Origin of the sequence: Sphingomonas ginsenosidivorax, assembly GCF_007995065.1 — a bacterium.
Lineage (GTDB): Bacteria > Pseudomonadota > Alphaproteobacteria > Sphingomonadales > Sphingomonadaceae > Sphingomonas > Sphingomonas ginsenosidivorax.
This window is the reverse complement of the sequence record NZ_VOQR01000002.1, coordinates 148,352-168,291: the sequence shown is the minus strand read 5'-3', so window position 1 is coordinate 168,291 and position 19,940 is coordinate 148,352. Positions and strand designations below refer to the sequence as shown.

Genomic DNA, 19,940 nt, shown 5'->3' with positions numbered 1-19,940 from the left:
GTGACGGCGCTCCCGCGCGGCCAGCGGATCATCATCGCCCTGTCGATCCACATCCTGCGTACCGGCGTCGCCCGCTGCTCCGACACAAGGGTCGACAGCGCCGAGGTGCGCCTGGCGCTACGCTGCCTGCTGCCGCACTGCCCCAAGCGCTGGCCGCTCGAACTCTACTGGGACGCGGCGCAGCAGGAAAACGAGATCGGCCGAGCACAGGGCGTCACCGCGGCCTTCAACGGGATCGTCAGACAGTTGCGTCGCGCGGGGCGGTACGAAGAGTCCATCGTCCCGGTTCAGTGACCCAAACCGTAAAGCTACTCTAGCTTCACCTGCAAAAACTCGGATTAGCCGCTTTCGGCGCGCTCGGCGAAAGCGGATCATTGATAAAGTCGCCGGGGCCACCTTGGGGTGAGGGGGCAAGCGACTCCGGCGCATGGTTGCAGGCATTGCATCAGGATGCATAAGCTACCGCGCCACCACGCCTGGCACATCATGGCTCAGAGGTGCATGCCGCCATTGGCTTGGATGCACTGACCGGTGATCCAATGCCCTGCCGGGGAGGCAAGGAACGTTACCACAGGCGCGATGTCATCTGGCTTTCCGAGGCGTCCGAGCGCCGTTTGGGCAGCGATGGCTTCCATCACGCCGGGGTAATCCCGAACCGAGTTGATGAAGTCCGTATCGGTCGCGCCCGGCAGTACCGCGTTCACAGTAATTTGCCGCTTGGCGACCCCAGCCGCCAGCGACCGGGTGAAGGCATTCACCGTGTTCTTGGACATCGCATAGACGATGTACTCTGGATAGGCCGCGATCGACACCGTGGACGAAGTATTGATGATGGAGCCACCATCCTGCATTTTGGGTAGCAGCGCCTGCGTCAGGAAGAACATGGCTTTGACGTTAGTGTCGAACACGGCATCATATTGGTCACGCGTCGTTGCCAAAATATCCGCTCCGTCCGCAATGCCGGCATTGTTGACGAGGATATCGAGCGTCTCGACTTGGCCAACGAGCGCATCGATCGCTCCCGGATCGCGCAGATCCGCCTGTACGCTCTGCGCGTTGCCGCCATTGTCGGCGATAACAGCGACCGTCTTGTCCGCAGCCGCCTTGTTTCCGGAATAGTGGACCATCACATGCGCGCCGGCTTTAGCAAGATGCATGGCGATGGCTTGGCCAATCCCACCTGATGCGCCCGTTACCAGCGCAATTTTTCCGTCAAGCGTCTTATTGGTCATGTCGATTTTCCTGGAAAGAGGGAGGTTCGTCACGCAGAGCTGTCGGCGCTGTTTGATGTATTTCCGGCGATGAAGAGCGATGTGACGCCGATGATATGGGCGAGCAGTTCGCCATCCCCCGGACGAGTATCCAGGCCACAAACCGCGCGCAGATGGATATCTGCCCGAAGCAGTCCCATGAATTGCTTCGCGGAGGAAAGCGCGTCGGGGCATTCGATCTGACCGATCGAGTGGAAGTGCGCCAATCCGAGCGCCACTGCCTCATCAGCTGGGTCGAGTGCTTTCTCGGCGTAGATCCGGGCTATCTGTGGATGCCGAACGCCTTCGCTAAGTACCAACCTGCTGATATCCAGCGCACTGGACTCCAGCATCGCCGGTAGCATTCTAGTGCCCGCATCGATGAGATATTCACGGACATCCTTGTATCTCGTTAGATCGCCATTGAAGTCAACGAACATGTCTTTGCAGCACTGCAGCATGACCGCTTCGAAGAGCGCACCTTTGGTATCGAAATATTTGTAGAGCGTACCCTTCGAGCCGCCCAGGTCCGCCGCAATCCCCGACATCGATGAACCGCCATACCCGTCGCGTGAGAAGACCTGCCGGGCGACCTCGACGATGGTGGTGCGTCGATCGTCGGGCGTAGAACGGCTCAAGCGTGTTCTAGTGACCATACCGTACGGTTATGGAGATCACGCGTGAATTACAATGGGAAATTTCCATCGACCTCCGATAGCCGCAATGCCCGTATCCCGAGCCCCGCGTCAGAGGCAGCAACAGTCGCATGAGTGGTTGAGCGTTGTCTCAGACGATTAGGGTCACACCCGAACGGTCTGCAAGTGCCCTGAACCGCATTGCGAGCACCGGATCGGCGTCGATCCGGGTCGAGCTGACCACGCTCAGCGCCCCGGAGGGCAAGCGATCGCCGAAGAACATCATCGCCAATGATGACGGATAAGCTCGTGATTCCCAGACCATCCCGTGTGTGCCGACATCCTTGCGGTGAAGCGCGGCCGCCCAGCGCCGCGTGTCAGGGAACTCGTGCGCAGGCGTATCGATCAGCTGGTTCCGCGCGAGGCCCAGCTTCATCAGGTCCGGCGCAAGGAAAGAGCGTAGCGCCAAAGGACTGGTCACCCGCAGCACCGAGCAACGGACCTCCCCAAGTTTGCTCAAGGGATAGGTTTTGAACGGCTGCGCGGGATCGAGATCGTGGAAGATCGTCTCGTACACCGCCGCCTCGAACTCTTGCGCGGCATAGGCGGTCGGCACGCGCTTGCGCACGGGTCCGATCGGTGCAAACCGGGAGGCGCCAAAACCCGGATTGAAGACGTTGCCAGCAAGCTTCTCGGCGTGGATGCGCCAGAGAACCGCACCCACGGGCAGATCAGTAACGTGGGTCGCAAATGCAGTTGGCGGTTTGGGAACGATACCGGTCGGCGCGAGCACCATCACCCGCTGATCTCGTCGCTCTCGTGCGCCGCGGCTTCAAGGACACCCGCTTCATTCTCGAGCATCTCCCGCGGCGCGGGACCACCGAGCCAGGAGTTGGACGACACGAACCAGAAAGCGGTCTGCCATTGCGTCCGGCTCGCCGGCAGGACGTCTAGGATCTTCTTGATGAGGGGGAGCGGCTTGCCGTCGGCGTCAAACAGGAAGGCCGGGAAACGGTCCTGTCCCTGATACGGGACCGCGAAGACGCGGCGCTGCGCCTTCCAGCGCGCGGCGGTCTGGTGACGGTTCTTGGCTTGGTGTCCCGCCCGCGCTGCGACCTCGGCCGAGGTGAGCGTCTCGACCTCGTGCATGAAGCGCTGGCGGATGGCTGTGTTGTCGGCCGCAACCGCGGTATGAAACTCAGCCATAGGATCATGGGTGTCGGCCAGGACGTCGAGGAGTTGCTCGATCTTGCGCTCGAGGTGCCGCGCGCGGACGTCGGGCAGCAGCTTGTCAACGATCGCGTAGAGTGCCTGTCGATCCGGGTCGGCTGCGATGCCAGTGGCGGTCAGCTGCTCAATCGCGTGATCGACGGCCGTTCGATACTGTTTCGAGAAGCCCTCAACGGTGGGTGCTATATATAAGGTGTCGTCGATCACGTCGGATCGCGTGGTCCCGCGACGCTTGGCCGGCTTGGCGCGCGCGGTTTCGACCAGGCTGGCGAACACCAGATTGGCGAAGGCGCCGGGATCAATAGCGTTGGCGAGGGTCGCCATGGGCAGCTCCTACGTTAGTCTCGCTAACATATAACTCTAATAACCGGCATTACCATCCTTCGGGCAACGATTCCGCTTAGTCTCGCTAACTTATAAGCGGTCTAACCGCCTAAGCCACACTCAATGTATTTTCCAGTAACACCTCTTCCTGGAAAAAAGATAGAGGGCGCACCACGCGGGTCGTTATCGGCGTCTCGCCCTCAACGAACATCGATCACGGCGAGCTGTCCGGACGCTTAGACCCTCAAACAGAGACGAACCTCCGAACGAGTGGCTTTCGTGAGGCTTGAAGAAGCGCTCCGTCGAGGCTCACCCAGATGGATGAATGTGGCACGTAAAATCGCCGGGTCAGCTGCGAAGCGCTAACCTTTATGCACCGTTTTTGAGAACGCGTTTCGAGAAAGCGCTTCTGCTTGGCAAGATCGTGAGGCTGCGCGGAAGGCGCGACGATCAAGCTGGACCCAAAGCCGCGATAATTCTGCAGTCGGCCACCATGTTGCGGCTACAGGAGTCGATCAGCGAGTCCAACTCGCCCGCGAGCGCCGTCAGGTCAGCTATCTTCCGCGTGATCGCATCCCGATGCTGGTTGGCGATCACGTCCACGGCCATGCAGGACTGATCGCGACGATCGGCGAGCCCCATCAGCTCTCGCACCGCATCGATCGAGAAGCCGAGATCGCGCGCCCGGCGAATGAAGGACAGCCGACGCAGGTGCTCGCTCTCATAGGTTCGGTAATTGCCGGCCGACCGCGCTGGCGCCGGCAGCAAGCCGATCTGTTCGTAATAGCGGATCGTCTCGACTTTGGCGCCCGTCGCCGCGGCCAGCCTCCCGATTGTCAGTTTCTCAGACACAGCGCTTGACCCTCTAGCGACTAGAGGGTGCATATACGCTGCCAGATCGATTTTTTCGAGGTGGCGAAGATGGCCTGCACGAGCTGCGCGTCCGACAAGGTGGGCACCCTCAACGACCCGAAGTGGCGGCGCGCGCTGTGGATTGCGCTCGCCAACAACGGCGGCATGTTCGCGGTCGAAATCGTCGCAGGGATTACAGGCGGGTCGAAAGCGCTGCAGGCTGACGCGCTCGACTTCTTCGGTGACGCCGCCAATTACGCGATCAGCCTTGGTGTCGCCGGGATGGCGATAGCCTGGCGCGCGCGCGCCGCGATGCTGAAGGGAGCGACGCTTGCTCTGCTCGGGCTCTATGTCCTGCTCGCGGCGGGGTGGGGCGCGCTCCACGGTGCTGTGCCTCATGCCGAGGTCATGGGCGTCGTGGGGGTTGCGGCGCTGATCGCGAACGTCCTGGTCGCGGTGATGTTGTACCGCTTCCGCAGCGGTGACGCGAACATGCGCTCGGTTTGGATCTGCTCGCGAAATGACGCGATCGGCAATATCGCCGTGGTGCTGGCGGCGGGTGGCGTCTTCGGTCTGAACAGCGCGTGGCCCGATCTAGTGGTGGCCGCGCTGATGGCAGTGCTCGGGCTATCGGGCGGCTTCCAGATCATGCGACAGGCGCGCACCGAACTGCGGCCCGGTTTAATGCCCGCCCCTTCCAATTACAGGCTGCCGGGACATGGCAATCGGTAAGCTCTAGGATGGTAGCACAAGCCGAGCGCTGGTCGATGAGCTTGTTACGCTTGTTCCGATTGCGATCTTAATGGATTAAGGCGCCAGCGATCATCGAACGTGTGAGCATCAAAGTATAGCCATGATGATGCACCGGGATATCGTCTTGGTTCTTATCGACAAGGGTCACATCGACAGGAAAGCCGGCACGCGTGACCGTCTCAGCAAGACGGTCTACGGCCGCCCCCCTGTTCGGGATTGAAGAGGGACCAGGCAATGCGATGCATTTGTCCGGGCACCATGAGGTACCAGAGCCACGGTTTGCGGGGCCAAGCAAAAGGAATTGACCCGCCCTCGGTGCTGGGTCAGCAGGCTGAACATGGCTGATCCCATCTTAGACCGCCTCGAGACGACGATCCGTGCGCGACGCGACGCCCCCGCCGACGCCTCCTACACCGCTAGTCTCTTCACCAAGGGTCGTACAAAAATCGCTCAGAAGGTCGGCGAGGAAGCGGTCGAAACGGTGATCGCAGCCTGTTCCGGCGATGGGGCGAGCATCGTGTATGAGGCGGCGGACTTGCTGTTTCACCTTGCGGTCCTGTTGGCTGATGCTGGGCTGAGTTTGAAGGATGTACGGGCCGAACTTGAACGGCGCGAGGGCGTAGGCGGGCTCGTCGAGAAAGCTGGGCGGACCGCTTGATACGTCGTGCCGAACTTCGTCCGGCGTACTGACCGCTGCAACCGTTCAAACCGAATCAAGCACTCTTCTAAGGGCCGCTTGGCAATCCAGCGCGCCCGCCAGTACCTACAGCAGCGGACCGCGCGGCGCGGAGACTCCGTCGCTGTCGGCCGATCGGGACGAAGCTAACCAGTTCAAGGTTGTGGGGGAACGGCCTGGTGACGTCGTCCTTGCGAGCCGTCCAAGGGCTTCGCTACAAAGCTGGGTAGCCAAGGGCGTACCTTGCCGACTCCGTGGTGGCGCATAGCTCTGCGTTCGTCACGAGCATGGTATTATTATACGTGCTGAGGGACGTGACCTTCGTATGCGAACATCATCGTAGCAAGCGAAGGCCGGCGGCGGGGCAGCGCGGCTTAGTTGTGGAGAGTATGGTATGCATCGCAAGCGCCCCGAGGGGATCAAGGACTATACTGGCCCGGCCGGCGGCTGGGGCGCGCTGAAGGCAGTTGCGCTCACCCTCAAGGCGCAGCAGATCGTCCAGCGCGGCGCGCAGACCTTGCTCAAATCGAACCAGCCCGACGGCTTCGATTGCCCGAGCTGCGCGTGGCCGGACCCCAAGCACACCTCGTCATTCGAGTTCTGCGAGAATGGCGCCAAGGCGGTGGCCTGGGAATCGACCGCGAAGCGGATCGGCGCCGACTTCTTCGCGCAGCACAGCGTGGCCGAGATCTGGGAGCAGAGCGACCATTGGATCGAAGGCCAGGGCCGCATCACCGATCCGCTGCGGTACAATGCCGAGACCGATCACTACGAAGTGGTCGAATGGGATGAGGCGTTTGCCGCGATCGGCGCCGGCCTGGCCAGGCTCGACGATCCCAACCAGGCCGAATTCTACACCTCGGGGCGCTGCTCCAACGAGGCGGCGTTCCTTTATCAGCTGTTCGCCCGGCTCTATGGCACCAACAACTTTCCCGATTGCTCCAACATGTGCCACGAGGCGACCTCGGTAGGGCTGCCGCAGTCGATCGGCATCGGCAAGGGCACCGTCAGCCTGGAGGATTTCGACCACGCCGATCTGATCCTCTCGATCGGCCACAATCCCGGCACCAACCACCCGCGGATGATGGCGACGCTGCGCGAGGTTGCCCGCCGCGGTGGCCGGATCATCGTGTTCAATCCGCTCAAGGAACGCTCACTTGAGCGGTTCGAATCGCCGCAGTCGGTGATCGAGATGGCGACCTTTTCGGCGACGCCGATCGCGACCAACTATCTGCAGGTGAAGGTCGGCGGCGATGCCGCGGCGCTGAAGGGTATCGCCAAGGCGCTGGTCGCGATGGACAAGGCCGCCACCGCCGCCGGCGAACCGGCGGTGCTCGATCATGCATTCATCGCCGAGCATACCGCCGGCTTCGACGCGCTGGTCGCCAATCTCGAGGGCAGCGACTGGGCGGATATCGTCCACGCCAGCGGGCTCGGCCAGAGCGACCTCGAGGAGGTCGCGCGGCTCTACGCCCAGTCGACCGCGACCATCGCCTGCTATGGCATGGGCATCACCCAGCACCGCACCGGCACCAGCAACGTCCAGCAGATCGCCAATCTGCTGCTGCTGCGTGGCAACATGGGCCGGCCGGGCGCCGGCATCTGCCCGTTGCGCGGCCACAGCAACGTCCAGGGCGACCGCACCGTCGGCATCACCGAACGGCCGACCGCGGCGCTGCTCGACAAGATCAAGGAGGTGTTCGCCTTCGAGCCGCCGCGCGCGCATGGCCATTCGGTGGTCGAGAGCATCGCCGCGATGCGCGACGGCAAGGCCAAGGCGATCGTCTGCCTCGGCGGCAACCTGGCCATCGCCTCCTCCGATCCGCAGGCCTGCGCGCAGGGCTTCCGCAACATGGAGCTCGCAGTCCACATTACCACCAAGCTCAACCGCACCCAGCTACTGATGGCCAAGGGCGACACCTACATCCTGCCTTGCCTCGGCCGCACCGAGCGCGACCTGCAGGACGGCACGCCGCAGGCGGTGACCGTCGAGGATTCGATGTCGATGGTCCACGCCTCGCGCGGCTTCCTGATGCCGCCGGGCGACAACGTCCGTTCCGAGCCGTGGATCGTCGCGCACATCGCCAAGGCGACGCTGGGCGGCAAGGGCGGGATCGATTGGGACGGCTACGTCGCCAATTACGACCTGATCCGCGACAAGATCGAGGCGGTGTTCCCCGCCTTCAAGGACTACAACAACCGCATCCGCGAGCCGGGCGGCTTCCACCTGCCCAATTCGGCGGCCGAGCGGGTGTGGAACACCGACACCGGCAAGGCCAATTTCATCGTCTCGCCCGGCGTCGAGGAGGACGAGACCACCGCCGACCCGACGGTGATGCGGCTCACCACGCTGCGCTCGCACGATCAGTACAACACCACCATCTATGCGCTCGACGATCGCTATCGCGGCGTCTTCGGGCGGCGCGACATCCTGTTCATGAACGCCAAGGAGATCGCGCGGCTCGGCTTTGCCGAGGGCGACGTGATCGACGTCACCACCGCGCTCCAGTTCAAGCGCGACGACCGCATCGTCCAGGGACTGACGCTGGTCGAGCATGCGCTGCCCGACGGCTGCTGCGCCTCCTACTATCCCGAGACGCAGCCGCTGATCGCGCTGGAGGACCATGACCTCCAGAGCCTGACGCCGTCCTACAAGTCAGTCCCCGTCCAGATCCGCCCCGCCGGACCCGACGACGGGACCGAGCGCCTCGTCGCACGCGCCGGCGTGATCGGTCGGTCCGTCGAACCTAAAGGCTGACCGCCATGCACCGGCCAGCGCCCGACCGGACCATCAGGGCTGCCAGTTGGGCCGGTAAGCTGGATCGAGGCGTCGATCGATGAAATAGGCCGCGCTGATGAAGGCGAGATGCGTCAGCGCCTGCGGGAAGTTGCCGAGCGGCTGGCCACGTCGGTCAAGCTCTTCCGAAAACAGGTCGAGCGGGTTCGCATAAGCCATCCCCTTGGCGAGGGTCATCTGCGCCTCGTCGATCCGGCCCGCGCGTGCCAAACATTCGGCATACCAGAAGGTGCAGGTCGTAAACGCGCCCTCGCCACCCTCCAGCCCATCGCCATTGCGGTAGCGGTAGATCAGTCCGTCGTCGCGCAGACGTTCGCCGATCGCGTCGAGCGTCGTCAGCCACACCGGATCGGTCGACGACACGAACCGCACCAGCGGCATCATCAGCAGCGCGGCATCCAGTTCGGTGCCGCCCCGCGACTGCACGAAATGGCCGTGTTCGGGATGGCGGAAGTTCGCCCATACGTCGGCGACGATCGCGTCGCGGCTTTCCGACCATTCGACCAACGGCGCCGGCAGCGACCGTTTCTTCGCCAGCCGGATCGCCCGGTCCAGGGCCACCCAGCACATCACCCGCGAATGGAGAAAATGCCGCGGTTCGCCGCGCATTTCCCAGATCCCGGCATCGGGCTCCTGCCAGTGCGCGATCACATAATCGACGATGCCGCAGATATGCTGCCAACCGTCATGGCTGATCGCCGCGCCATATTTGTTGGAGAGATAGATGCTGTCGAGCAGCTCGCCGAAGACATCGAGCTGGCTCTGCGCATGCGCCGCGTTGCCGATCCGCACCGGGCGGCTGCCCGCATATCCTGCCAGATGCGCCAACTCCTGCTCGTCGGCCGCTTCGCTCCCGTCGAGCGCGTACATGATGCGGATCGGATCGTCGGGCGTGGATGCCATCACCCGTTGCCCGGCCCATTGCCGGAAATGCTCCGCCTCCTCGATGTAGCCCAGCCGCATGAACGCATAGACGGTGAACGATGCATCACGGATCCAGGTCGCGCGATAGTCCCAGTTGCGTCCTGCCCCCGTCGCCTCGGGCAGCGAGAAGGTCGCTGCGGCGGCGATCGATCCGTGCCGGGCAGAGGTCAGCAGTTTAAGCGCCAGTGCCGATCGCAGCACCTGTTCGCGCCACCGCCCCTTGTAGCTCGATCGTCCCGCCCAGCTGCGCCAAGCCGCGGTGGTGGACGCGATTTCCGCCGTGACCTGTGCGTCGTCGGGCCGCGCGAGCGTGTCGCCGCCAAGCACGAACCAGGCGCTTTCCCCCGCGGTCAGCCTGACCTCGCCGATCGCGTCGCCGCCATTGCAGGCGAGCGGCATCGACGCGAATAGCCGTAGCGCAAGGTCGGGCGTATTGAAGCGCACGCCCCCTGCTGTTGCCGCTGCCGTCGGCACCTCGCGAGCATAATCGAACCGCGGCGCGCAGCGTACGGCAAACACGATCGTTCCCCGTGTCACCGTGATCCGCCGAATCACACATTGTGCGCCGCGATCGGAATGTACCCGCGCTTCGGGATGGGGCATCAGGTCGACCAGCTCGGCACTGCCCCCTTCCGACATCCAGCGCGTCACCAGCACGTTGGTGTCGGGAACGTAGAGCTGCATCACCTGCGGATCGTCCAGGTCCGGCCTGATCGAAAACGCGCCGCCATCGCCGTCGATCAGATCGGCGAACACCGTTGGACTGTCGAGCGATGGCCAGCACAGATAGTCGATCGTGCCGTCGCGCGCGACCAGCGCCGCGGTTTCGAGGTCGCCGATGATGCCGTGATCGCCGATGCTGCGCAGTGGCGGTACTGCTTGCGCGTCATCCATTGTCACGGAACTCAGGGTAAAGCGACATACCGCCATCCACGAACAAGGTCGTGCCGGTTACGTAATCCGCCTGATCCGATGCCAGCCAGACCGCGGCGCGGGCGACATCCTCGGGCTCGCCGATCCGGCCGTAGGGGATCAGCCGCAACAGCTTTTCCAATGCCGCATCGCTGTCCCACGCATCCTTGTTGATCGGCGTGCGGATCGCACCCGGTGCGATTGCGTTGACGCGGATGCTATCGGCTGCGACCTCTTGCGCCAGGCTGCGGGTCAGCATGCGGGTGCCGCCCTTGGCCGCGGCGTAGTTGATATGCCCGGCCCATGGGATGATCTCATGTACCGAGCTCATCGCGATGATCGTGCCCGCGCTGCGCGCCGGGCGCCCTTTGCACGGCTGAACGCGAAAGCGGCGGACCGCCTCGCGCGCGCACAGGAACTGCCCGGTCAGGTTGACGTCGATCACCGTGTTCCAGTCGGCCAGCGACATGTCGGCGACCGCAGCATCCTTCTGCACGCCGGAATTGGACACGAGCACATCGATACGGCCGAACGCCTCTGCCGCGACATCGAACAAGCGTGCGACGTCCGCCTCGTCCGACACATCCGCCTGCACCGCGATCGCGCGACCGTTGTCCCCGACGATGCGCTCGACCAGCGCATCGGCACGGTCGCCATCGGATCGATAGTTGACCACCACCGCCGCGCCTGCAGCCGCCAGCGCCTCGGCCACGGCGAGGCCGATCCCGGAACTCGCGCCGGTCACGATCGCGGCGTGGTGCGCCAGCAGTTGCTCTTTAAAAGACATGGATCGATCCTTTCGGGGGCAGGAGTTGAGATCAGTCGCCTGTCGGCGATGCCGCATTGACCGGATCGGGTGCCGAAACCGCGCGCAGGGTGCGTTCCTGAACGTCGGGATCAATCCGCCGGGTTCGTCCAATGTGCGCGACCTTGACCGGCAGCTGCGTTTTCAGCGCTTCGACGATCGCCTCGACGACCAGCAGATCGGCCAGTCCCTCCTCGCCGTCCGGCTCGGGGCTGCGATCCTCCAGAATGCATTCGGAGAAATACTGCAACTCGCCTCCGAATTGGTCGGTAGCCTTGAATGTCTCCTGGCTGTCCTTGTCGCCGATGCGACGACGGTGAGCGAGACCCTGGCCGAAGCCGAACGCGGGATCCATCTGGATCGAACCCTTCGTGCCCGCAATGGTCAGGATGTCGACGTTGTTGGCGTAATAGCTGACGGTAAACTGCGCGAGGCGGTTGCCCGGCATGCGTAACGTCACCGCAAAGGTGTCGTCCAGATCGCCGAAGCCTGATTCCGGGTGGCGCGTCGCCACTGCCGAGACGACTTCGAGCGGCTCTGCGCCAAACAGATAGCGGATCGCATTGATCGGATAGGGCGCCATGTCGAACAGCGGCCCAGCCTCGATCCCGCTCGTCGCGCGATGATTGGCCGGATCGACCATCTGCGTGAAACAGGCGGTGAACGCGATCAGGTCGCCGAGTTCGCCGGCCCTTATCCGCCGGATCGCATCCAGCGTCGCGGGTTCGAAGTGCAGGCGATAGGCGGTCATCAGCTGCGCCTTGCCCTTCGCCGCCGCGGCCATGATCCCGCGCGCCTTGGCCGACGAAACATCAAGCGGCTTTTCGCTGAGGACGTGGATGCCAGCCTCGAGCGCCGGCACCGCGAATTCGGCATGCCGCCAGTTGGGCGTGGCGAGGTAGATCGCATCGATCTCCCCCGACGCGAGCAGCGCGGGGAATTGCTCGTAGCTGTAGAGGTTCTTGACGCCGTAGCGCTTGCCCACCTTCGTCAGCTTCTCCGGGTCGCCGGACACCAGGGCGGTGATCGTCGAGTTGCCGGTGTGCGACACGCCCGGCATCAACGCCTCCTGCGCGATGTCGCCGAGACCGACGATGGCGTAACGGACCTTGCGGCCGCCGAGGCCGAGTGCCGAAGCGATGCTCATTTCAAACTCCTGATCGGAAAAGTCTGGCCTAAACGCCCAACCGGGGGCGGATGGGTCCCACCACGATGATGTGCTATGGGCAGAGGCCTGTCCGCCCGACCCACAACACATCATCCGCACGTAAGCGTTCTTCTAGTGGAGGACGGAAGAACGCCTCTGAACTTCCAGTCCGCTACGCAGCGGGTCCGGGCAGCCCCGTCTCGGTCGGCGACCCGCGACTGACGATCGGTGTCGGCGAACCCTTGGTCTGCAAGGCATAGCTGGCGATCTCGTCCTTGCGCGCGAACCACACGCCGGGCTTCGATTTGGCATAAGTGAGAAACCGATCGAGAAGCCGGACGCGATTGGCATGTCCCGAGATACGGTCGTGCAGCGATATGACCATCATGCGGCGCCGATGCGCGCCTTCTTCATAGAGCTGATCGAATTCGTCCTTGAGCGCCTGCTCGTAGGCGATCGGATCATAGCCCTCGAACGGGAACGACGAGATATCATTCATGTGGAAGGTATAGGGCACTGTCACGAAGTCGCCGCCCGACAGGGGCACGATGAATGGCTCGTCCCGGCTGGGTTCGTCGATATGATATTGGAACCCAAGCTCCTGCAGGATGTCGAGCGTACTGGGGGAGTTTCGCAGCCAATAGGCGTTCCAGCCAACCGGCTTCACCCCGGTAATCCTTTCGATCGACGCCACGCAATCTGCGATGAAGCGCCGCTCCTCGTCAGGTTGCATCGCGTAGCTGTTCTGCCACGTGCGCCCGTGCGCAGCGATCTCGTGGCCCCGCGTGGCGATTTCCAGCGCTAGCTCGGGTTCCTTTTCGATCGCCTGTCCAATTACGAAGGACGACAGCTTGATGTCGTGCTTGTCCATTAGATCAAGGATGCGAGGGATACCTTCATGGACGCCATAGGCGAAGAAGGCGTTCGTCGGCAGATCGGGCAGGCCATCCTTGATCGGCTCAGGGATCGGGCCATCCGCACCCGAAATCGGCTGGCCACCACCTTCGAACATCAAGCTGAGGGAAATGGCGAGGCGTGCCCCGTCGGGCCAGAATGCGTTGTCGGACATGTGCCGTAATCCTTTGAAAGTCTCGTTTCACCCGGATCGGCGGACCGGACACCCGTCGGCACCGAAGCCTGCACTTCAGTCTGGAATGGCCGGTCCTACCGGGTCTACACGTCGATCTGGCCGTTGTGGCAGATCTCGATGACTTCGCCGTCGAGGCCCATGATCATGGCGATGCGGAAGGGGAGGTTCGGCTCACCTACCAGTTCGCGACCCTGCGGCTCGGTATGCACCGTAGCACCTGCGGCGACAGCGCGCGCGACGACGCGATCGACGCTCTCCGGGCTGGCTGCCTTGAGCGCGACATGGACGATGCCGGGCTCCACCTTTCCGTCGAACGGCGCCGTCTTGACACTGTTCTCGGGTGCGCCGGCCGCATCGTCGTCAGATCCGAAGACCTCGATGAAACCGCCGCCCGGTGCCCGCAAAAACGCCGACTTCTTGATCAATGGCTCGAAGGTCCAGGGATAGACCATCTCGAAGCCAAGTCCCTCGACGTAGAACTTGACCGTGGCGTCCCAGTCCACGGCGCGGATCGCGTAATGATGCAGGCCAAGAATATCAGTCATAGTGATTTCCTCTCTAGAATGGAATTTGCCACGATCGTTTGGGGTAAAGTCGCGACCCCGCCACGGTCGTGTCTTCAGGGGATCAGCTTGCGCTGGCGCATGTCGTCCAGATGCGCGAGCAGCACATCATCCGACCGTTCATCCATCGCGAAGCCCGCGCGTCGTGCCTTAGTGACGTCAAAGATCGCGTCCGCCTCGACGTTGAAGATGAAGTCGCCAAAGGCGCCCGGTGCGAGGCGATCGATGTCCGCTTCCGCCAGATCGTTCGCCTTGGCGAGATCGCGCCACACCGGCCGCATCGCGTGGAGCCGCTGCACCAGCGAAATCGGTTGTGGTTCACCCACCTCCAGCCCGAACCAAGCCGCGAGCTTGGGCCAGACGTGCGACCAGCGAAAGACGTCGCCGTTGGTGATGTTGAAGGCGCCGTCCGCCTCCGTCTCGACCGACCAGAGCGCCGCGCGGCGCAGCACGTCCGTGCCGGTGACGTTCACCAGCACATCCCGGTAGGCTTTTTCGGTGCCGGGGAACTGGAACGACGTGCCCGTGGCACGGCAGAGCGAACCGTAGACGCCAATGAGGTTACCGAGGTTCATCGCCGACCCGAGCGAATGGCCGATCACGATGTCCGGGCGCAACGCCGTCCAGCGGATGCCGTCCTTCTCCAGCGAACGGGCAAAATCCTCATGCCGGAAGTAGAGGTTCGGTGGGAAGTGGCGACTATCGTCCTCGCGTGCCGGCGTCCTGTAGACGCCAAGCTGCGCGCCATAGACCTTGCCGCCCTGGATGAAGGTCACCCGCTCGAGCGGAGCGCCAGCACGGCGCAATGCCGCGACGAGGTTCTCCAGCATCGCGGCATTCTCGTCCGCCTCCACGCCGGGGTCGGCGTTTGGCTTAAGCGCCGCGTAGAACAGATGCGTGACGGTCTTCAGCGTGTCGCTCGACGCATCGAGGCTGTTCGGATCGAGCAGGTCCGCCGGGATGTGCTGCCCCTTGCCCAACGCGGTGTCGTCGCGATTGAGCGTGGTGACGGGCCAGCCCGCCTCTTCGAACGCGTCGATCGCGGTCCGGCCGACGACTCCCGCGCCGCCCGCTACCAGGATATGCTTGTCTGCCATGATGTTTCTCCTGAAATTGTGATGTTCAGCCTGTCGCTAGGAACGATCGATCAGGCGACCCGGCCGCCGCCGTCGACGTTCACGACGGTCCCGTTGATGAACCCGTTCTCCATCACCGCGAGCGCGGCATGCGCCTCGTCCTCGACCTCACCGACCCGCCCGACAGGAAGCCCGCCGGCGACGTCGGCGAAGAAAGCGGTGCGTTCGTCCTCGCCCATGCTCGACCAAGAACCCGCATCCACGACACCGGGCGAGATGACGTTGACGCGCTTGGGCTTGAGCTCGATGGCGAGTGCCGCCGCAAGGCTCTCCAGCGCGATGTTGACCACACCGACGATCGAGGAACCGGGGCCCTGGCGGTAGGCTGCGAGCCCCGAGAAGAACAGCAAGCTACCCTGCGGGGCGAGATGCTTGTCGGCAGCCCGGCCGAGATTGATCGGTCCCCAGAACTTGGAGGCGAGCATGCCCTCGATCTGAGCGTCGGTGAGGCCGGTGAACGGCCCGAAGGTGAGGTCAGCTGCGGTGGTCACGATGTGATCGTAGGGACCATGCTCCGCAAGCGCCGCCTCGACCTGTGCGCGATCAGTGACGTCGAGCGCATAGGTCCCCAGCACCGCACCGCTCAGCGTCGCCGCGGTGGCATCCAGCTTGTCGCGGCTGCGCCCGGCCAGCGCCACCTTGGCGCCGCGTGCCGCTGCCATGCTCGCGATCGCACGCCCGACGCCCGAGCCGGCCCCGACGATGAAGATCTTGGCACCGATCAGGGCACCCAGCCCGTCACCGCCGCGGGTCGCCTGCGAAGTGGTATTCGTCATGTTGCTTGCTCCATTCCATCTTGATGAAACAGAGATAGGCATTGCGCGGCATTGAATAATCCGCGAAGGCAATCAGGCACCTTTCGGTCAGAGCGAACAATGGATCAGTTCAACCTGCTTCGTCTCTATGTCGCCGTCGCCGATCTCGGCAGCTTGTCGGCGGTCGCACGCGCGCAGGGACTCTCGCCCTCAACAGTGACGTCCGCATTGCAGCGGTTGGAGGAGCGGGTTGGCGCACGCCTGGTAACGCGCACCACGCGGCGGCTTTCGCTTACCCCGGAGGGCGAGCGGTTTCTCGCTAACTGTCGGCGCATCCTCGCCGATCTCGATGAAGCGATGGACGAGGTGTCCGATCGCGGGCCGCTCCGTGGCGAAATCCGTGTAACCGCGACCAATGATTTCGGACGCAGCACGCTCGCACCGCTCCTTCATGAGTTCATGGAGGCGAACCCGGGCGTGCAGATCTCGCTGACGCTGAGCGATGCGGTGGTCGACATGGTCGAGGACAGCTACGATCTGGCGTTGCGGATGGGGCAACTCCCCGACTCCGGGCTGACGGCGCGCCTGCTGATGCGCGGCACGCGCCGGGTCTGCGCATCACCGGCCTATTGGCGACGCCACGGTCGACCGGAGCATCCTCGCGATCTTGCGCAACACAACTGCATCGTCCTCGCCCGGCCGGGTGCGCCACAGAGCAGCTGGCAATTCCAGGAGGAGGGCCGTGCGTTCGCCGTACGCATCCGCGGAGACCGAACCGCCAACGACGGCGGGACCTTACGCGCTTGGGCGATCGCCAGCGCGGGTGTCGTCCTCAAATTCGACCTCGACATCGCGCAAGATCTTGCCGCTGGCCGGCTTGAAGCCGTGCTCGACGATTTCAGCACCGGCGCTGTAAACCTTCACGCGGTCCATCCCGCCGGCCGGCATCCGTCCCGCCGCGTCGCGGCGTTGCTCGACTTCCTCGCCGCACGTCTTGGTCCCACCAAATCCTAAGCCAGGAGCGTCAGTGCGTATGCCGAGGCTCGGCCTGATCGCGGTTACCGCTTGGCAACAACGCGGCGATCGGGACAGCGATCAGGATCAGCAGCCCTGCCAGGATGAACGCTGTCGCAAATCCGGCAGCGCCGGCCATCTGTCCCAGCGGCACAGCGACGGCAGCGGTTCCGATGACCACGCCAAGCTGTCGGATGACGCTCAGCATCGACGTTCCCCGCGCGATCTGAGCCTGATCCATGCCGCGGAAAGGCGCTGTCTGTAGCGGGACGACTGTCAGACCGAACGACCCGCCCGCGACCAGGAGGATCAATCCCAGGAGCAATTGCGACGTGGCCTGATCGGTGAGCGCGAACGCGAGGGTCGAAACACCGGAGCCGAGCAGGCCAATAGCCAGCACGATCCTTCTTCCGACGCGTTCGATCAGCTTCGGGCCGGCAACGGTGGTCACGATGATGCCGACCGCATGCGTGGCCATGATGGTTCCCGCACGTGCAGCGGAAAAGCCGTGCGGGCCTTGCAGCAGGAGCGGAAGCGCGAACAGCAGCCCACCGAACCCTACTGACGCCAGAAACATGGTCGCATTGCCAACCGCAAAGTCTCTGCCTTCGAACAGACGAAGATCGACCATCGGTGCATCGGTCTTCAGTTCAATCCTTACGAAGGCGGCAAGGATCAGGATTCCTCCCAGCAGCGGGATGAGGATGCCGGGTCGCATAAGCGGTCCGTCCGGAGCAGACGAAAGGGCAATCGTCAGTGCCATGAACCCGAGCGCACCGAGGACAAATCCCCTGGCATCGAAAGGACCGCCGCGCTCGATGCGGTTCTCCTTGAGCCAGAGGACACCGAGACCGAACCCGAGAATGCCGATGGGCACGTTGATCAGGAATATCCAGCGCCAGCTGGCGGCGTCGATGAGGATGCCGCCTAGGAAGGGGCCGAGGGCTGGTGCGACTGCGGCCGGTACCGAAAAGATCGCCGAAGCGGTCGCGCGCTCCTGTTCCGGAAATGCCCGGAAGAGGATGGCCATGCCTACCGGCACCAACAGGCCGCCGCCGATGCCCTGCATGGCACGAGCGGCGATCAGCGCGTGCATGCTCCACGCTGCCCCGCATAGGGCGGAGCCAAGCGTGAAGACGGCGAGTGAGAACAGAAACGTCCGCTTGGCGCCAAACCTGTCCGCCGCCCAGCCGCTTGCGGGCATCACGATCGCGACTGTCACGACATAGGCGGTGACCGCCAGCTGAGCGAGGCCAATGGACGCGCCGAACTCTCTCCTGAGCGTCGGGCTCGCGAGGTTTACGGTTGTGAGATCGAGCAGATCGACGAACAACGCGAACACGGTCACGATCGCGACTTTGTATTTCAAGGCCATCGCGGCATCCTCACAGGTCCTACTCTGGCAGCCAGGTTGGATCCCCGCTCCGTAGCATCAACCGTTAGCTGCAAAGGCGTTGCCTGTCGCCATTGCGAAGATCTACAGTTGGGCGTCCGATAGCGGTCGAGTGAGTTAGTCGATATAGATTTCGCCGTCAGAGCCAAACTGGTTCATCGTTTATTCTATCCGCCGGATGCCGAGACTAAATACCTAGTCGCCTGACACGAAGTTGCAAAACGAGGGAAGGATCAAAGCCTGCCGTCCTAGATAATGCAGCATCTAGGGACGCCCATCATCGCTCTACGCTCGTGGATGATATGCCGCGATGCCATGTTTCGATGATGGTGACGCTATCTTCGATGGATTCCGAAGGATCGCTCGAAAGGACCACCAGATCCGCGAGACGTCCGGTCGTCAACGTGCCACGGTCGTCGAGCTTCAGTAGGGCCGCGGCGTTCGCAGTTGCGACACCGATCGCCTGCAGCGGGGTTAGGCCAGCCTCGACCATCAGGACTAGCTCACGGTGCTCCGCGACGCCGGGGATGCGCTCCGGCGCAGCACCACTATCCGTCCCAAATCCGATCTTCACGCCTGCATCGTAGAGGGTTTTCAGGTTCCGAAGGTTGATCGCCAGCGACTTTCGCGCCGCGGCCGTCTTGGGGTCGGCGAGCGTCTTGCTGCGCCAGGCAGGATCATCGAATCGTGCGGTGAGTTCAGGTGATAGGGCGTCGCGCACGAACGGTGTTCGGGTCCAAGCGGGTCGATCGGCATAAATGAAAGTTGCCTCGTCCAATGCCAAGGTGGGGATGTACCAAGTGCCGCTCGACTTCAGCAGCTGTACGAAGGCAGCGTCGACGGGCTTGTCCCGCACGCCGTGTGCCACGACGTCCGCGCCTGCCAGAACGATGGCACGCGCGTCCTCCAGATCGTGGACGTGTGCAGCAACCCGCAGACCCTGCGTGTGCGCCTCGTTGATGGCGGCTTTGTAGATCTCCGGCTTCATCTTCACAGGGACCGAGCCGCCGAAGTCGTCGAGCCAGAGCTTCGCCATGTCACCGCCACGAGCCTTCATCGCACGGATGGCCTCGCGAGCCTGTTCCGGCGTCGAAGGACGGAAGAGCTGATCGGGGCCAACTTTCAGCATCGACTGCGGCGGTGCGCCGTCGGGCACCCCGATACCACGATCGACACCAAAGACGTCGGCGCCGGGCAGCCTGCCGGCATGCGCCTCGGCGCGGATCGACGGAAAGATCGCGCCGTTTAAGCCGAGCGCCATGACGGTTGTGACGCCCTTCGCCTCGTACGCCCGCAACGCCGCCACGATGTTTTCGCGCGTATAGTTGGGCGTGCCGCTTGTCACGCCTCTCACCTGGCCGACGTGCGAGTGATCGGAGATGAGGCCAGGCATGACGATGCGCCCGCGATAATCCCGAACGGTCGTGCCGTACGGGAGCCTTTTTGGAGCCGGTCCAGCCGAGACGATCCGCCCCTTGTCGATCACGACGGTTGCGTCCTCGATCGGCTTGGCACCAATGCCGTCGATTAGGCGGACACCGGTCAATGCGACGGGTTCGGCCGCGACGGTGGGTGCGAACAGCATGGCTAGGCCCATGATGGCAATCGCGGGTATCATGCCGCAGCGTGCCTTACTTGATCCGAAGCGTCCAAATTTCATGCCATCGTCCTTCAAGGTCTCGAG

The 19,940-nt window shown here is 63.4% G+C and carries 19 protein-coding genes; 5 read left to right on the top strand and 14 right to left on the bottom strand.

Going from position 1 to position 19,940, the window contains the following annotated elements:
* Positions 1-294: a hypothetical protein gene (locus FSB78_RS18940; protein WP_147084323.1), complete on the top strand. Its 294-nt coding sequence runs from the start codon at positions 1-3 to the stop codon at positions 292-294.
* A gap of 197 nt (positions 295-491) precedes the next feature.
* Here FSB78_RS18940 and FSB78_RS18935 read toward each other — a convergent pair whose 3' ends face one another.
* The 5 genes from FSB78_RS18935 to FSB78_RS18915 all read right to left on the bottom strand — a co-directional run bounded on the left by FSB78_RS18935 (position 492) and on the right by FSB78_RS18915 (position 4,291).
* On the bottom strand, positions 492-1,232 hold the full coding sequence (locus FSB78_RS18935; protein ID WP_147084322.1) for an SDR family NAD(P)-dependent oxidoreductase: 741 nt from the start codon (positions 1,230-1,232) through the stop codon (positions 492-494).
* 29 nt (positions 1,233-1,261) lie between these two features.
* Positions 1,262-1,888 (bottom strand): TetR/AcrR family transcriptional regulator, encoded by a 627-nt coding sequence (locus FSB78_RS18930; protein ID WP_158638043.1) that lies wholly within the window; start codon positions 1,886-1,888, stop codon positions 1,262-1,264.
* A 148-nt stretch (positions 1,889-2,036) separates the two neighbouring features.
* Positions 2,037-2,681: an RES family NAD+ phosphorylase gene (locus FSB78_RS18925; protein WP_147084320.1), complete on the bottom strand. Its 645-nt coding sequence runs from the start codon at positions 2,679-2,681 to the stop codon at positions 2,037-2,039.
* Complete coding sequence (locus tag FSB78_RS18920; protein WP_147084319.1) at positions 2,681-3,439, bottom strand: hypothetical protein; 759 nt, start codon at positions 3,437-3,439, stop codon at positions 2,681-2,683. The genes FSB78_RS18925 and FSB78_RS18920 overlap by 1 nt, the downstream gene beginning before the upstream one ends.
* A 450-nt stretch (positions 3,440-3,889) precedes the next feature.
* On the bottom strand, positions 3,890-4,291 hold the full coding sequence (locus tag FSB78_RS18915; protein WP_242008448.1) for a MerR family transcriptional regulator: 402 nt from the start codon (positions 4,289-4,291) through the stop codon (positions 3,890-3,892).
* A 69-nt stretch (positions 4,292-4,360) separates the two neighbouring features.
* Between FSB78_RS18915 and FSB78_RS18910 the strand changes: the two genes are divergently transcribed.
* The 3 genes from FSB78_RS18910 (at position 4,361) to FSB78_RS18900 (ending at position 8,478) form a co-directional block, all read left to right on the top strand.
* Positions 4,361-5,023: a cation efflux transmembrane domain-containing protein gene (locus tag FSB78_RS18910; protein WP_147084426.1), complete on the top strand. Its 663-nt coding sequence runs from the start codon at positions 4,361-4,363 to the stop codon at positions 5,021-5,023.
* A gap of 358 nt (positions 5,024-5,381) precedes the next feature.
* Positions 5,382-5,702 (top strand): phosphoribosyl-ATP diphosphatase, encoded by a 321-nt coding sequence (locus FSB78_RS18905; RefSeq protein WP_147084317.1) that lies wholly within the window; start codon positions 5,382-5,384, stop codon positions 5,700-5,702.
* Positions 5,703-6,114: 412 nt separating this feature from the next.
* Positions 6,115-8,478, top strand: coding sequence for an FdhF/YdeP family oxidoreductase (locus FSB78_RS18900; protein ID WP_147084316.1), 2,364 nt, complete (start codon positions 6,115-6,117; stop codon positions 8,476-8,478).
* Between the two features lie 33 nt (positions 8,479-8,511).
* On the opposite strand, the gene FSB78_RS18895 is transcribed toward FSB78_RS18900, so the two are convergent.
* The 7 genes from FSB78_RS18895 to FSB78_RS18865 all read right to left on the bottom strand — a co-directional run bounded on the left by FSB78_RS18895 (position 8,512) and on the right by FSB78_RS18865 (position 15,870).
* Positions 8,512-10,335, bottom strand: coding sequence for a glycoside hydrolase family 15 protein (locus tag FSB78_RS18895; protein WP_147084448.1), 1,824 nt, complete (start codon positions 10,333-10,335; stop codon positions 8,512-8,514).
* On the bottom strand, positions 10,328-11,140 hold the full coding sequence (locus FSB78_RS18890; protein ID WP_147084315.1) for a glucose 1-dehydrogenase: 813 nt from the start codon (positions 11,138-11,140) through the stop codon (positions 10,328-10,330). The genes FSB78_RS18895 and FSB78_RS18890 overlap by 8 nt, the downstream gene beginning before the upstream one ends.
* A gap of 31 nt (positions 11,141-11,171) precedes the next feature.
* Positions 11,172-12,305, bottom strand: a complete 1,134-nt coding sequence (locus FSB78_RS18885; protein ID WP_147084314.1) for a Gfo/Idh/MocA family protein — start codon at positions 12,303-12,305, stop codon at positions 11,172-11,174.
* 172 nt (positions 12,306-12,477) lie between these two features.
* Positions 12,478-13,374, bottom strand: coding sequence for a polysaccharide deacetylase family protein (locus tag FSB78_RS18880; protein WP_147084313.1), 897 nt, complete (start codon positions 13,372-13,374; stop codon positions 12,478-12,480).
* Between the two features lie 104 nt (positions 13,375-13,478).
* Positions 13,479-13,940, bottom strand: a complete 462-nt coding sequence (locus FSB78_RS18875; protein WP_147084425.1) for a VOC family protein — start codon at positions 13,938-13,940, stop codon at positions 13,479-13,481.
* Between the two features lie 74 nt (positions 13,941-14,014).
* A complete protein-coding gene (locus FSB78_RS18870; RefSeq protein WP_147084424.1) occupies positions 14,015-15,055 on the bottom strand; it encodes an NAD-dependent epimerase/dehydratase family protein in 1,041 nt (346 codons plus the stop codon).
* 50 nt (positions 15,056-15,105) lie between these two features.
* On the bottom strand, positions 15,106-15,870 hold the full coding sequence (locus FSB78_RS18865) for an SDR family oxidoreductase (protein WP_158638050.1): 765 nt from the start codon (positions 15,868-15,870) through the stop codon (positions 15,106-15,108).
* Positions 15,871-15,969: 99 nt separating this feature from the next.
* On the opposite strand from FSB78_RS18865, the gene FSB78_RS18860 reads away from it, so the two are divergent.
* Positions 15,970-16,863, top strand: a complete 894-nt coding sequence (locus FSB78_RS18860; protein ID WP_147084422.1) for a LysR family transcriptional regulator — start codon at positions 15,970-15,972, stop codon at positions 16,861-16,863.
* 10 nt (positions 16,864-16,873) lie between these two features.
* Here FSB78_RS18860 and FSB78_RS18855 read toward each other — a convergent pair whose 3' ends face one another.
* Positions 16,874-18,238 (bottom strand): DHA2 family efflux MFS transporter permease subunit, encoded by a 1,365-nt coding sequence (locus tag FSB78_RS18855; RefSeq protein ID WP_147084421.1) that lies wholly within the window; start codon positions 18,236-18,238, stop codon positions 16,874-16,876.
* A gap of 295 nt (positions 18,239-18,533) precedes the next feature.
* The gene (locus tag FSB78_RS18850; RefSeq protein ID WP_199743324.1) at positions 18,534-19,916 is read right to left on the bottom strand and encodes an amidohydrolase family protein; all 1,383 of its coding nucleotides are present in this window, start codon (positions 19,914-19,916) and stop codon (positions 18,534-18,536) included.
* Positions 19,917-19,940: the final 24 nt, after the last annotated feature.

Coding starts and splice junctions, on each gene's coding strand:
- FSB78_RS18935 (WP_147084322.1), bottom strand. CDS start 1,232: ATGACCAATAAGACGCTTGACGGAAAAATTGCGCTGGTAACGGGCGCA.
- FSB78_RS18925 (WP_147084320.1), bottom strand. CDS start 2,681: ATGGTGCTCGCGCCGACCGGTATCGTTCCCAAACCGCCAACTGCATTT.
- FSB78_RS18920 (WP_147084319.1), bottom strand. CDS start 3,439: ATGGCGACCCTCGCCAACGCTATTGATCCCGGCGCCTTCGCCAATCTG.
- FSB78_RS18910 (WP_147084426.1), top strand. CDS start 4,361: ATGGCCTGCACGAGCTGCGCGTCCGACAAGGTGGGCACCCTCAACGAC.
- FSB78_RS18905 (WP_147084317.1), top strand. CDS start 5,382: ATGGCTGATCCCATCTTAGACCGCCTCGAGACGACGATCCGTGCGCGA.
- FSB78_RS18900 (WP_147084316.1), top strand. CDS start 6,115: ATGCATCGCAAGCGCCCCGAGGGGATCAAGGACTATACTGGCCCGGCC.
- FSB78_RS18895 (WP_147084448.1), bottom strand. CDS start 10,335: ATGGATGACGCGCAAGCAGTACCGCCACTGCGCAGCATCGGCGATCAC.
- FSB78_RS18890 (WP_147084315.1), bottom strand. CDS start 11,140: ATGTCTTTTAAAGAGCAACTGCTGGCGCACCACGCCGCGATCGTGACC.
- FSB78_RS18885 (WP_147084314.1), bottom strand. CDS start 12,305: ATGAGCATCGCTTCGGCACTCGGCCTCGGCGGCCGCAAGGTCCGTTAC.
- FSB78_RS18880 (WP_147084313.1), bottom strand. CDS start 13,374: ATGTCCGACAACGCATTCTGGCCCGACGGGGCACGCCTCGCCATTTCC.
- FSB78_RS18875 (WP_147084425.1), bottom strand. CDS start 13,940: ATGACTGATATTCTTGGCCTGCATCATTACGCGATCCGCGCCGTGGAC.
- FSB78_RS18870 (WP_147084424.1), bottom strand. CDS start 15,055: ATGGCAGACAAGCATATCCTGGTAGCGGGCGGCGCGGGAGTCGTCGGC.
- FSB78_RS18865 (WP_158638050.1), bottom strand. CDS start 15,870: ATGACGAATACCACTTCGCAGGCGACCCGCGGCGGTGACGGGCTGGGT.
- FSB78_RS18860 (WP_147084422.1), top strand. CDS start 15,970: ATGGATCAGTTCAACCTGCTTCGTCTCTATGTCGCCGTCGCCGATCTC.
- FSB78_RS18855 (WP_147084421.1), bottom strand. CDS start 18,238: ATGGCCTTGAAATACAAAGTCGCGATCGTGACCGTGTTCGCGTTGTTC.
- FSB78_RS18850 (WP_199743324.1), bottom strand. CDS start 19,916: ATGAAATTTGGACGCTTCGGATCAAGTAAGGCACGCTGCGGCATGATA.